Raw genomic sequence first — 13,097 nt, forward strand, 5'->3', positions numbered from 1 at the left:
GTCGACACGAACCCAAACGAATCAACAGCGCGCACGCCCGACCGCCTCACGGGGGGCCGAGGCGGCAGGGCGGCGCGCACCGACGCGGCCCAGCGGTGAAGCCGGGGCCGGGCCTACCCACGAAACCGGGCGGGTGAACCGTACGGGGCCGGGCCCCCACGGCTACGCCGCCCGCTCCTCACGCCTGCCCGACGCTGTGGCCGGCGTTGCGCCCGCGGCGTCCACGAACGGCGGTCGGGTCGATCGCCTCCGCATCCTCGTCGAGCGCCTGACCGCCGGCTCCGTCGGTCTGGTCGGCGCAGCGTTCGGCCAATTCCCGGATCGCTCCGCGGATCTGCGGGTCGCGGATGTTCTGGAAGTAACGGGCGAGCATCAGCGCCTCGCGGGACCGCAGGGTGCCCTCCGATTCCTCCGTCTGCGGGCTGGCGACCCCCGCCTCCTGGGCGGCGTGGCGCTCCTCCAGCCCCTCGAAGAAGACGGAGACCGGCACCCGGAAGAACTGGGCCAGCTTGAACAGCCGGCTGGCCGAGACCCGGTTGAAGCCGCGCTCGTACTTCTGAAGCTGCTGGAACGTCAGCCCCAAAGCCGCCGCGACATCGCTCTGGCTCAGACCGGCGAGCATGCGCAGTTCGCGCAGGCGCTGCCCAACAAACACATCGACCTCGTTGAGGCCTTCCTTCTTCTCACGTCCACGTTTTTTCACAACATTCCCCCATCAGGAAAAGTGGCAAAGCCCCATGTCACGCGAAGCAACATTCGGTTCTGCGTTGGAAAGATTCCGACGCGCTTGTGCCACGATCTTTTTGGTATCGGACAAGCGACCATTGCAACTCAGCTATGACGTCGGCGGTGTAAAGTCAACCACCGTTGCGGCATTTACTACCTACGTCCCAACAAACCACAGAAAGAGAATGGTTACTCACACACGCATTATTCCTTCTTTCGGAGTAATTTTAAATTGCTTAGAACAGAAACAATCTGCCGAACACTCTTTTTTGGCGAATCGGCGCATCAACCCTCGCCCACAGGTGGGCAGAAGAGCGTTGCCGGCGCGCATCGATAGGCACATTTTGCCGGGCACTGGGCAATTTCTGCCCACGAATTAACGCTCTCTTCATCAAGACAGCCCAGCATGCGCGCTGAAGACAAGGACCGGCGCGGTTTTTGCAAATTCCTTTTTTGCGTCTGCGAAATCAAGAACTTCCCGGAGATCCACCGGGGCATCCGATCGGGGACTAGCGCGTGAACAATCTTCTGCAGACCTTGCGCAACCTGGGTCCCGCGCGCCTGGCCGCCATCGGTGGCGTCGGCCTGCTCCTGATCGGATTCTTCGTTTACTTGATGACCCGCCTCTCCACCCCGGAGATGGAGCTTCTCTACGCCGAACTCCAGCCCACCGAAGCCTCGGCCATCGCCAAGAAGCTGGAGGAGGCGAAGGTCCCCTTCACGGTGGACAAGACCGGCACGAAGATCATGGTCGCCGCCGAGCAGGTGGGGCCGACCCGCATGCGGATGGCCGCCGCCGGCCTGCCCTCGGGCGGCTCGATCGGCTACGAGCTGTTCGACAAGGGCGAAGGCTTCGGCGCCACCAGCTTCATGCAGAACATCAATCATCTGCGCGCCCTGGAAGGCGAGATGGCGCGCACGGTGCAGACGCTGAACGGGGTGCAGAGCGCCCGGGTCCATCTGGTGCTGCCCAAGCGCGAGCTGTTCGCACGCCAGCAGAACCCGGCAACGGCCAGCATCTTCATAAAGCTGCGCCCCGGCGCCCAGCTGTCGCGCGAGAACATCCAGGCGATCCAGCACCTGATCGCCGCCTCGGTGCCGAACCTCGACCCCAGCCGCATCTCCATCGTCGACGACAAGGGCACCCTGCTCGCCCGCGGCACCGGCAACGACAGCGCGGACGCCATGCTGGCCTCGGCGGAGGAGAAGAAGGTCGCCTATGAGAGCCGCATCGCCCGCATCATCGAGGATCTGCTGGGCCGCACCGTCGGCTACGGCAAGGTGCGGGCGGAGGTGTCGGCCGATCTCGACTTCGACCGCATCACCACCCAATCGGAAATCTTCGATCCGGAAAGCCAGGTCGTCCGCTCCACCCAGACGGTGACGGAGGCGAACGAGAGCCACGACCGCGACCCGCTGTCGCCGGTCACCGTGGACCAGAACCTGCCGACCGCGCAGTCGGGCAACAACGCCGGGCCGATCTCGCAGAACAAGCAGAACCGCAGCGAAGAGACGATCAACTACGAGATCAGCCGGACCACCAAGAACCACGTCCGCGAATCCGGGCAGGTCCGCCGCCTGTCGGTCGCCGTGCTGGTCGACGGCACCTACAGCCTGCCCAAGGACGGCAACCCGGCGGCCTACCAGCCGCGGCCGGAGCAGGAGCTGGAGAGCATCAAGGCGCTCGTCCGCTCCGCCGTCGGCCTCGACGCCGTGCGCGGCGACACGCTGGAAGTCATCAACATGCGCTTCTGGTCGCCGGAAGACGATGTCCAGAAACCGGAGGAGCTGTTCCTCGGCATGACCAAGGACGACCTGTTCCGCATCGCGGAGATGGTCGTGCTGGGCATCGTCGCCGTGCTGATCATCCTGCTGGTCATCCGCCCGCTGATCACCCGCGCCTTCGAGAAGGCCGACCAGCAGGAGGAGGACGACATGGACCGCCTGCTGGCCGACCAGAGCGGCATGCCCGCCGCCCTGGCCGCGCCGACCGGCGCGCTGGCCCAGGACCTCGCCCTGGAAGCCGCCCAGGCCGACGAGGAGCTGGAGCAGATGATCGACATCAACCGCGTCGAAGGCCGCGTCCGCGCCTCCTCGCTGCGCAAGGTGGGCGAGATCGTGGAGAAGCATCCGGAGGAAGCGGTGTCGATCCTGCGCAACTGGCTGTATCAGGAGAGCTGACGCGATGAGTTCGGTCCGCAAATTCCTGTTCGACGAGTCCTTCGACGTGGATGCACCACCGCGCCGGCAGCGTCAGGCCGACGACGACTATTTCGACAACATCCCCCTGCCGGAACCGGAGCCCGAACCGGAGCCGGAGCTGCCCCCCGAGCCGCCACCGCCGGTGTTCGGCGAGGCCGATCTGGCCGCCGCCCGCGCCGCAGGCTTCGCGGAGGGCGAAACCGCCGGCAAGTCGACGGGCTACGGCAAGGGCTTCCTGGACGGCAACAACGCCGGCCGCAAGGACGGCTACGAGAAGGCCCGCGCCGAGATCGAGGCCACGGTGCAGGCCCGGACCGCCAACGCGCTGGAAACCATCGGCAACGGCGTGCAGCACTTGCTGAACGAGCATTACGCCACCAGCGCCCAACGGGCCGACCAGCCCGTGCACATCGCGCTGGCCATCGTCCGCAAGCTGATGCCGGAACTGGCGCGGCGCGGCGGGCTGATGGAGGTGGAAGGGCTGGTGCGCGCCTGCCTGACCGACCTGATCGACGAGCCGCGTCTGGTGGTGCGCGTCGCCGACGGCATGGTGGACGCGGTGCGCGAGCATCTGGATCAGGTGATCGCGGCCCGCGGCTTCGGCGCGAAGCTGATGGTGGTGGGCGATTCCGGGCTGGCGCCGGGAAGCTGCCGGATCGAATGGGCCGAAGGCGGGGTGGAGCGCGACACCGCCGGCCTGCTCGCCCAGATCGAACGGCGGATGGCCGGCCTGCTGGAGGCGCCGCCGGGCTGACACCTCGGCGGACCGGATGGCGGCAAGTAGCATTTTTTTGAGGTTCTAAGGGCTTCTGGAGACTTCGATGGCCAAGGACAGCTTCTCCCTCGACGAGTTGGACGGCGGCGGCCGCAGCGACATTGCGGAGTATGAGACCGGCCTGGGTCCAGCCAAGGACCTGGAAGCGGTCTACGACATCCCCGTCCAGATCTCCGCCGTGCTCGGCAAATCGACCATGCAGGTCAGCCAGCTGCTCAAGCTCGGGCGCGGCGCGGTGGTGGAACTGGACCGCAAGGTCGGCGAGGCCATCGACATCTACGTGAACAACCGTCTGGTCGCCCGCGGCGAGGTCGTCGTGGTGGAGGACCGGCTGGGCATCACCATGACCGAAATCATCAAGTCGGACCGCGGATGAGCCTCACACGAGACAGCGCCGAATCGTCCCGCCGGGGTGGGCGCTCCGCCCGGCCGCGCGGCGGGCTGGACATGGCGACGCTGGTCGGCCTGGCCGCCGCCGCCGTGGTCATCTTCGTCGCCATGGCGTCGGGCGGCAGTCTGCGCGCCTTCGTCGACCCGCCGTCGCTCATCATCGTGCTGGGCGGCACGCTGGCGGTCACCACCGCCTCCTTTTCGCTGTCCGACGTGGCCATCGCCTGGCGCGACGCCGGGGCGGTGCTGATCCACCGCACCAGCGACCCGCGCGGCGTGGCCCGGCAGGTGCTGCTGCTGGCCGAGGCGGCGCGGCGCGCTCCGGAGACGCTGCGCAACGTCCTGCCGGAGCTGAAGCACGAGTCCTTCCTGCACCGCTCCGTCACGCTGGTGGCCGAGGGCCTGCCGCCCGACGACATCGAGCGGATGCTGATCGGCGAGGTCGAGGCGTCGGGCGCCGGCAAGGTCAAGAGCGCCGGCGTGCTGCGCCGCGCGTCGGAGGTGGCGCCGGCCATGGGGCTGATCGGCACGCTGGTCGGCCTCGTCCAGATGCTGGGCAGCCTGAACGACCCGTCGAGCATCGGCCCGGCGATGGCGCTGGCCCTGCTGACCACCTTCTACGGGGCGGTGCTCGGCAACGTCGCGCTGGCCCCGCTGGCCGCCAAGGTGGAGCGGACTGCGGAGGAGGACGCGCTCGTCAAGACTCTCTACACCATCGGCGCGGTATCCATCGCGCGTCAGGAAAATCCGCGGCGTCTGGAGATGCTCCTGAACGCCGTTCTTCCGCCTGGAAAGCGGATTCAGTACTTCGACCGGGACTCCGACCGGGGTTCTCCGAGGGGAGCGTAAGATGCGTCTGCTGATCGTTGGAACGTTGGAAGGGTACATCACCGCCGCTGGCAAGATCGCCATGCAGCGCGGGGCGAAGGTGTCCCACACCGACAGCATCGAGGGCGCCCTGAACGCCCTGCGCGCGGCGGCGGGGGCGGACCTCGTGATGATCGACGTCAAACTCGACATCGCGACCTTCATCGTAAGTCTGAAGGCGGAACGGATCACCATTCCCGTGGTGGCCTGCGGCATCGGCACCGACGCGGCGGCGGCGGTGAAGGCGATCCGCGCCGGCGCCAAGGAATACATCCCCCTGCCCCCCGACGCGGAGCTGATCGCCGCCGTGCTGGAAGCGGTGGCGGAGGAAAGCCACGCCATCGTCTGCCAGGACCCGGCCATGCTGGCGACCCTGCGGCTGGCGGACCAGGTGGCGCCCAGCGACGCCTCGGTCCTCATCACCGGCGAGAGCGGCACCGGCAAGGAGCTGATGGCCCGCTACATCCACCGCAAGAGCCGGCGCTCCGACGCGCCCTTCGTCGCGGTGAACTGCGCGGCCATCCCGGAAAACCTTCTGGAATCGGAGCTGTTCGGCCATGAGAAGGGCGCCTTCACCGGCGCCGTCGCCCGCCGGCTGGGCCGCTTCGAGGAAGCCAACGGCGGCACCCTGCTGCTGGACGAGCTGTCGGAGATGCACCCGCGGCTCCAGGCCAAGCTGCTGCGCGCCATCCAGGAGAGGGAGATCGACCGCATCGGCTCGTCCCAGCCGGTGAAGATCAACGTCCGCCTGATCGCCACCTCCAACCGCAACCTGGAAAACGAGGTCCGCGCCGGCAACTTCCGCGAGGATCTGTATTTCCGCCTGAACGTCTTCAGCGTCGCCATTCCGTCCCTGCGCGAACGGCCGGCCGACATCCCGATGATCGCCGACCATTTCCTGAAGAAATACGCGCAGGCCAACGGGCTGGGCGAGAAGCGGCTGTCGGACGACGCGCTGCTGATGCTGCGTGCCCATCACTGGCGCGGCAACGTGCGCGAGCTGGAAAACACCATGCACCGCGCCGTCCTGCTCTCCAAGTCGGAGACGGTCGGGCCGGACGCGATCATGCTGACCAGCCAGTTGCTCGCCCCGGAAGGCTCGGCGCAGGCGTCGATCCCGACCAACTCGCCGGTCGCCAACCCCTTCGCCGGGCCGGGCGGCACGGTGCCGCAGGCGCCGCGCGGCTATGGGCAGCCGGCTCCCGGCTACCCGACCTCCTACGCGCCGCCGCAGGGCCACGCCGCGGGGGCCGCGGCCTACGGCAACGCCGGAGCGTCGTCCTATGGCAACGCCGGAGCGGCGTCCGGCGCTCCCGCCGTCCAGGGACTCGTCGGACGCACGGTGGCGGAGGTCGAGCGCGACCTGATCATCGGCACGCTGTCGCACTGCCTGGGCAACCGCACCCACGCGGCGAACATCCTGGGCATCTCCATCCGCACGCTGCGCAACAAGCTGAAGCAGTACAGCGAGGATGGGGTGCCGGTGCCGCCGCCGGGCAGCGAGGAACGGGCGGCCTATTGATCCGCTGATCGGAGGAAAGGCGGAGGAGCGGCGGCATGGCACTGACCGAACACAATCCCGGAGCGCGAGCAGGCGGCGGCAACATGTCCGCGCTGACCGACATGGTGGCCGTCGCCAAGGGCGCGCTGAAGCGCGGCGACCTCATCATGGCGGCCGGCATCATGCTGATCGTCGTCGGCTTGATTCTGCCGCTGCCGCCGATGCTGCTCGACATGATGCTCGGGCTGAACGTCACCATCTCGATCCTGATCCTGATGGTGGTGCTGTTCATCGAAAAGCCGCTGGAGCTGTCGTCCTACCCGACGATCCTGCTGATCACGACGCTGCTGCGCCTGTCGCTGAACATGGCGTCCACCCGCCTGATCCTGACCCAGGGGCATGAGGGGACGTCCGCTGCGGGCCATGTCATCGAGGCTTTCGCCGGCTTCGTCATGGGCGGCGACTTCATCATCGGCGTGATCGTCTACGCGATCCTGACGATCGTGAACTTCAAGGTCATCACCGCCGGTTCGGGCCGCATCGCCGAAGTGGCGGCGCGCTTCACCCTGGACGCCATGCCCGGCAAGCAGATGGCCATCGACGCCGACCTGTCCGCCGGCATGATCGACGAGACCACCGCCCGCGCCAAGCGCAAGGAGCTGGAGGACGAAAGCGCCTTCTTCGGCTCCATGGACGGTGCGTCGAAGTTCGTGAAGGGCGACGCCGTCGCCGGCCTGATGATCATGTTCATCAACGTCATCGGCGGCGTGTCGCTGGCGGTCCTGCGCTACGACATGCCGATCCTGCAGGCGCTGGACACCTTCACCAAGCTGACCATCGGCGACGGCCTCGTCTCGCAGATCCCGGCGCTGGTCATCTCCATCTCCGCCGGTTTCCTGGTGTCGAAGGCCGGCACCGGCGGCTCCACCGACAAGGCCGTCGTCGGGCAGCTCACCAACCACATCAGCGCGCTGGGGCTGGCCGCGGGCGCCATCACGCTGCTGGCGCTGATGCCGGGCATGCCGGTGCTGCCCTTCCTGCCGGTGATCGCCATCGTCGGCGCCGCCGCTTGGTATCTGCCGAGGATGCGCGCCAAGAAGGAGGCGGAGGAGGCGGAGGCGGCCGCCGCCGAGGCCGCGGGCATGGGCGGGCCGGGCGGCGGGGCCGCCCCCGTGGCCGACGAGCCGATCGCCACGGCGCTGGCCATCGACCTGATCCGGCTGGAGCTGGGCTACGGCCTGCTGTCGCTGATCAACCAGCCGCAGGCGGGCAGCCATCGGCTGACCGACCAGATCAAGGGCCTGCGCCGCCAGATCGCCGGCGAGGTCGGATTCGTCATGCCGGCGGTACGCATCCAGGACAACCTGCAGCTTCCGCCCAACTCCTACATCATCCGCGTCAAGGAGATCGAGGCGGGGCGCGGCGACATCCGCCCGAACATGCTGCTGGTCATGGACCCGCGCGGCGAGGCGATGAGCCTGCCCGGCGAGCAGACGGTGGAGCCGACCTTCGGCCTGCCGGCCATCTGGATCGAGCCGGGCTACCGCGAGGAGGCGCTGTTCAAGGGCTACACGGTGGTCGACCCGTCCACGGTCATCACCACGCATCTGACCGAGCTGATCAAGGACAACATGCCCGAGCTGCTGTCCTTCACCGAGACGCAGAAGCTGCTGGACGAACTGGACAAGGAACACCAGAAGCTGATCGCCGACGTGGTGCCGGCGCAGATCACTGTGGGCGGATTGCAACGGGTGTTGCAGAACCTGCTTGCAGAACGGGTTTCGGTACGCGATCTTGCCACCATTCTGGAGGGCGTGTCCGAGGCGGCAAGCCAAACCCGCAGCATCACGCAGATCACCGAACATGTGCGCACGCGCTTGGCGCGGCAGATCTGCGACGCGAACATCAACGAGATGGGAGTCATCCCGCTCGTCACCCTGTCCCCCGAGTGGGAGCAGGCGTTCGCGGAATCGCTGGTGGGTGATGGCGACGACCGGCAACTGACGATGGCGCCGAGCCGGCTTCAGCAATTCATCACTTCGGTCCGCCAAACCTTCGAGCGACACGCCATGATGGGCGAGACCCCCGTCCTGTTGACCAGCCCCCTGATCCGTCCCTTCGTCCGCTCGATCGTCGAGCGGTTCCGGCCGGCCACCGTGGTGATGTCGCAGAACGAGATCCACCCCAAGGCGCGGATCAAGACCCTGGGGCAGATCTGATGCAGGCCATGACGAACCAGTGTGACGGGCGGGGAGCGAGCCGATGCGGCTGAAGTCGTTCCACGCCAAGTCCATGTCCGAAGCCATGCGCATGGTCCGCCAGACGCTGGGCGACGATGCCATCATCGTCGCCACGCGCGAGGAGGAAGGCGGCGGCGTTCGCGTGACCGCGGCGGTGGAGGACGACGATCTGCTGATGGCGCAGGCGCGCACGGCCCAGCCCACCAGGACCGCCCGCCCCATGGTGGTGGTCGAGGAGGAGCCGGAGATCGACGTGGGCGAGGTGGTGGCCGACGTGCTGCACCGCCACGGCGTTCCCGCCGCGCTGGCCGAGCAGCTCATCGACGCCGCCGCGGGGCTGGACACCGACGACCCCGCGCTGGCGCTGGGCGCCGCGCTCGACTCCATGTTCACCTTCAGCCCGCTGCAGGACCGGCGCGGCGGCAACAAGCCGCTGATCCTGGTCGGCCCGCCGGGCAGCGGCAAGACGCTGATCGTCGCCAAGCTGGCCGCCCAGGCGGTCTTCCGCAAACGCTCGGTCGGCGTGATCACCACCGACACCGTTCGCGCCGGCGGCATGGAACAGTTGGCCGCCTTCACGCGTCTGATGAAAATCAAACTGGCGACGGTGGAAGACCCCGACGCGCTCGCGGGCGCGTTCGAAGTCAGCCGCGGCGCCGACGTCGTCCTGGTGGATACCGCCGGACGCAACCCCTACAACCGGGAAGACATGGCCGACCTCAAGGCCCTGCTGTCCGCCGGGGTGGCCGAGCCGATCCTCGTGCTGCCCGCCGGGCTGGACGCCATGGAAGCCGCCGACATTGCCCAATCCTTCAAGGCGCTGGGCGTGCGGCGGATGCTGATCACCCGGCTCGACATGGCGCGTCGGCTGGGCAGTCTCCTGGGCACCGCGCACCGTGCGCGGATGGCCTTCTGCAACGCCAGCGTTTCCTCCAAGGTGGCCGAGGGGCTGACACCGCTGAACCCGGTGGCCTTCGCTCGCCTGATGATGCCCGCCGAGGACAAGGCGGCGCGCAACCGGCCCAAGCCGGCGGCCCCTGCCAAGACCAAAGCCGTTCGTTCTTCGTCGAGGACCATCCCATGACCGATCCGGTGTTTCCGGCCGCCCTCAAGAACGTCCACCCGCTGCGCGGTGCCAACGTCATCGCCGTGGCCAGTGGAAAGGGCGGCGTCGGCAAGACGTGGTTCTCGATCACGCTCGCCCACGCGCTGACCAAGATGGGCAAGAACTCGCTGCTGTTCGACGGCGACCTCGGCCTCGCCAACGTCGACATCCAACTCGGCTTCCAGCCCAAGAACGATCTCGGCGCTGTCATCAACGGCGACGTGACGCTGGGCCGCGCGGCCCAGCGCTACACCGAGGGCGGCTTCGACATCATCGCCGGCCGCTCCGGCTCCGGAACGCTCGCCCAACTGCCGAGCCAGCGCCTGTCCGGCCTGCGCAACGACCTGATGGAGTTGGCCCGGCGCTACGACTGCGTCATCATGGACATGGGGGCCGGCGTCGACCGCACGGTGCGCACCCTGTCCGGCCCGGCCGGGACGACGCTGGTGGTGACGACGGACGAGCCGACGTCGCTGACCGACGCCTACGCCTTCATCAAGCTGACCCACGCCACCAACCCCACCGCCGACCTGCGCGTCGTGGTCAACATGGCGCAGAGCGTGAAGGACGGGGAGCGCACCTACGGCACGATTCTGAAAGCCTGCCAGAACTTCCTGAAATACAAGCCCGCCCTGGCCGGCATCATCCGCCGCGACCTGAAGGTGCGCGACGCCATCCGCAACCAGTCGCCGCTGCTGACCCGCTCCCCGAGCTCCGACGCCGCGCGGGACGTGCTGGCCATCGCCCAGCGGCTTCTGAACGGCCAGTAAGTCGGGTATGGGGGGCGCCCTTCCACCCCCGGCCGGCGGCACGCCCGCCGCCCCCGTGGCGGCCACCCCCGCGCCCGCCCCGGTGGCGGTCGCCGAGGGCACGGTCAAGGCCCTGCCGGAGCGCTTGCAGGACATCGCCCGCCCGGTGGTGCTGACCGGAACCGTCGTCGGCACCACGCCGGAGGGCGTGACCCGCGTGCGCACCCAGGCCGGCGAGGTGCTTGTGCAAACCCCGACGCCGCTGCCCGCCGACAAGCCGGTGACGCTCCAGATCACCCCGGCGCAGGCGTTGCTGGAGCAGGCGCAGGCCGCGTCGACCGACCCCGCCGCCGCATCCCCCACACAGAGCCTCGCGGCGAAGGTTCTGGTGCTGACCCAAGGCACCCAGACCGCACCCCCGACCACCGCGCCGAACGTCCCGACAGCACCGCCGACGAGCGGACCGGCGCAGACCGTCCCCGGCCAAACCGGCGTGGCGCGGCCTCAGGGCTCGGCGACGCCGGTCGTGATCCTGCCAACCCCGACGCCCGCCACGCCGACGGTGGGACCGGCGGGCCAGCCGCTTCCCCTGCTGCTGCCGGGCACCATCGTTCCCGCGCTGGTCATCGCCGCGGCGCCGAAGCCTCCGGCCGCGCTCGGCGCCGCCCCAGCCCTGCCCGGCCAGACCACCGCCACCCCGGCGACCCTGCCGCCCCTTCCCGTCGCGGACGGCGACAGCGGCCAAGCCCCGGCACCAACACAAGCCGGCCAACCCAACACACCCCCCGCCCCTCCACAGGCGCAGCCCACGCCTTCGGGCGCAGCACCGCTCCCCGGCAAGCCGATGCTCGACGCCACGGTGGAACTCGGCGGCGACGCGGCGCATCCCGGCGGGGAACTCGCGGAGCCCGCCGCTCCCCCAAAGCCAACCCCCGCGAAGCCTGCCGGGGAACCGGTCCTGACCCAGGGCGGCACCGTCGCTCTCAAAATCCTGACCGTCACCCCCCCGCCGGACCAGCCGCAGGCCACCCCGCCGGACGACGGGTCCCTCCCACCGGACGGCCAGAGCGCCGGCACCCCGCCCCGCAAGGACGGTGCCCCGTCCCAACCCGGTTCTTCGCCTCCCGCAGCGTCGCAATCGGCCCCTGCCTCGCCCCGCGGCGCTGCAACCCCGACCGCAACGCCCAGTGTTGACTCCGGCGCCTCCCCGACAACGCCGGAGATGCCCGACGGACCGGTGCTGAAGGGCACGGTGGCCGGCAGCACGCCGCAGGGCCAGCCGATCCTCGCCACGCCGCAGGGCATGCTGGCGCTGAACGTCCAGGCGAGTCTACCGCAGGGCAGCGCCGTCACCGCGGCCCTGACCGACCCCGCCAAGGCGTTCCAGACCGCGCCACCCCCGCTCACCGCAGAACCGGGGCCGCTGAGCGAACGGGACTGGCCCGCCATGCGTCAACTCCTGGCCACCCTGGCCGGGGTGGACCGCTCCGCCGCGCAAGCGCTGATCGGCACAGTGATGCCGCAGCCGAACCGCAAGTTCGGCGCGGCGCTGAGTTTCTTCCTGTCGGCGATCCGCGGCGGCGACGCCCGCGGCTGGCTGGGGGAGGACGCCGCCTCCGCCCTGGAGAAATCCGGCCAAGGCAGCCTGCTGTCCCAGTTGGAACGCGAGTTCCGCAGCCTTCAGCAGCAGGCGGGCGATCCCCTGCCCGGCGACTGGCGCCCCTACACCCTGCCGATGATGGACGCCAATGGGCTGATGCCGCTCAAGCTGCACATCCATCCCATAAATTCGGAAGAGGACGGCAAGACGGGCCGCAAGGGCGGCGACAAGGGGAGCCGCTTCCTGCTCGACCTGGATCTCAGCCGTCTCGGTCCGATGCAGCTCGACGGGCTGGTGCAGCCCAACCGGTTTGACCTGATCCTGCGCAGCCACACCCCGCTGGCGCCGGAGATCCGCCTGGACCTGATCCAGATTTTCGCGGACAGCATCCGCGCCGTGGGTTACATCGGCGGCCTGTCCTTCCAGTCCGGCGCCAAATGTTGGGTCAAGCTGACCCGCGTCGGAGCCGGCGGAAGCAGCTACACCGCCTGACGAGCCTGGACGCCATGCACCGCCGCGAGCTTCTGACCACCGCCTCCAACCCGGATGCCCGCCATGACTATCTGGTGGAGCTTCACGGGGAACCGGTGCCCGGCACTCGCCTGACCCTGCGCTACGTCCCAGACCGCGCGGTCGTGACGCCGGACGGCGTCGCCGCCTATCTCGGCGCCCTGTCCGACACCGCAGCGGCCGCCGGACCGGAGTCCCTGGCCGTCGCCGTGCTCGACGACCTGAACAACGAGCTGATCCCCCGCTGGGTGGAAGTCACGGTGGAGCGGACCCTGCCCGTCCCCCAGCGTGTGATCATCGAGGATCGCCAGCCCGGTTGGGACAACCCGCATCTTTTCGCCCGGATGCGACGCGTCTGATCCCTCGATCCCCGCCTTACCCTTCGTCCGGCATGGCTGCACCGCGCTGCGCCACAGCTTTCACCGCTTGCTT

The 13,097-nt window shown here is 68.8% G+C and carries 11 protein-coding genes; 10 read left to right on the forward strand and 1 reads right to left on the reverse strand.

Annotated features, from left to right (window positions below):
* Positions 1-178: 178 nt before the first annotated feature.
* Entirely contained in the window at positions 179-703 is a 525-nt protein-coding gene (locus AC1DVI_RS06835) for a helix-turn-helix domain-containing protein (protein WP_476957285.1), read from the reverse strand.
* 539 nt (positions 704-1,242) lie between these two features.
* Here AC1DVI_RS06835 and fliF point away from each other — a divergent pair.
* The 10 genes from fliF to AC1DVI_RS06885 all read left to right on the forward strand — a co-directional run bounded on the left by fliF (position 1,243) and on the right by AC1DVI_RS06885 (position 13,024).
* The gene (gene fliF / locus AC1DVI_RS06840) at positions 1,243-2,907 is read left to right on the forward strand and encodes a flagellar basal-body MS-ring/collar protein FliF (RefSeq protein WP_476957286.1); all 1,665 of its coding nucleotides are present in this window, start codon (positions 1,243-1,245) and stop codon (positions 2,905-2,907) included.
* A gap of 4 nt (positions 2,908-2,911) precedes the next feature.
* On the forward strand, positions 2,912-3,682 hold the full coding sequence (locus AC1DVI_RS06845; protein ID WP_476957287.1) for a FliH/SctL family protein: 771 nt from the start codon (positions 2,912-2,914) through the stop codon (positions 3,680-3,682).
* Between the two features lie 67 nt (positions 3,683-3,749).
* Positions 3,750-4,079, forward strand: coding sequence for a flagellar motor switch protein FliN (gene fliN / locus AC1DVI_RS06850; RefSeq protein WP_014198330.1), 330 nt, complete (start codon positions 3,750-3,752; stop codon positions 4,077-4,079).
* Entirely contained in the window at positions 4,076-4,942 is an 867-nt protein-coding gene (locus AC1DVI_RS06855; RefSeq protein ID WP_476957288.1) for a motility protein A, read from the forward strand. The genes fliN and AC1DVI_RS06855 overlap by 4 nt, the downstream gene beginning before the upstream one ends.
* A gap of 1 nt (position 4,943) precedes the next feature.
* Positions 4,944-6,482, forward strand: coding sequence for a sigma-54-dependent transcriptional regulator (locus AC1DVI_RS06860; RefSeq protein ID WP_476957289.1), 1,539 nt, complete (start codon positions 4,944-4,946; stop codon positions 6,480-6,482).
* Between the two features lie 35 nt (positions 6,483-6,517).
* A complete protein-coding gene (flhA, locus tag AC1DVI_RS06865; RefSeq protein WP_476957290.1) occupies positions 6,518-8,680 on the forward strand; it encodes a flagellar biosynthesis protein FlhA in 2,163 nt (720 codons plus the stop codon).
* A gap of 43 nt (positions 8,681-8,723) precedes the next feature.
* Positions 8,724-9,785, forward strand: a complete 1,062-nt coding sequence (locus AC1DVI_RS06870; protein WP_476957291.1) for a flagellar biosynthesis protein FlhF — start codon at positions 8,724-8,726, stop codon at positions 9,783-9,785.
* On the forward strand, positions 9,782-10,576 hold the full coding sequence (locus tag AC1DVI_RS06875; protein WP_014198325.1) for a MinD/ParA family protein: 795 nt from the start codon (positions 9,782-9,784) through the stop codon (positions 10,574-10,576). The genes AC1DVI_RS06870 and AC1DVI_RS06875 overlap by 4 nt, the downstream gene beginning before the upstream one ends.
* 7 nt (positions 10,577-10,583) lie before the next feature.
* Positions 10,584-12,647, forward strand: coding sequence for a hypothetical protein (locus AC1DVI_RS06880; RefSeq protein ID WP_476957292.1), 2,064 nt, complete (start codon positions 10,584-10,586; stop codon positions 12,645-12,647).
* 14 nt (positions 12,648-12,661) lie between these two features.
* The gene (locus tag AC1DVI_RS06885) at positions 12,662-13,024 is read left to right on the forward strand and encodes a hypothetical protein (protein WP_476957293.1); all 363 of its coding nucleotides are present in this window, start codon (positions 12,662-12,664) and stop codon (positions 13,022-13,024) included.
* Positions 13,025-13,097: the final 73 nt, after the last annotated feature.

The organism is Azospirillum sp. P4_B5 (assembly GCF_056402275.1).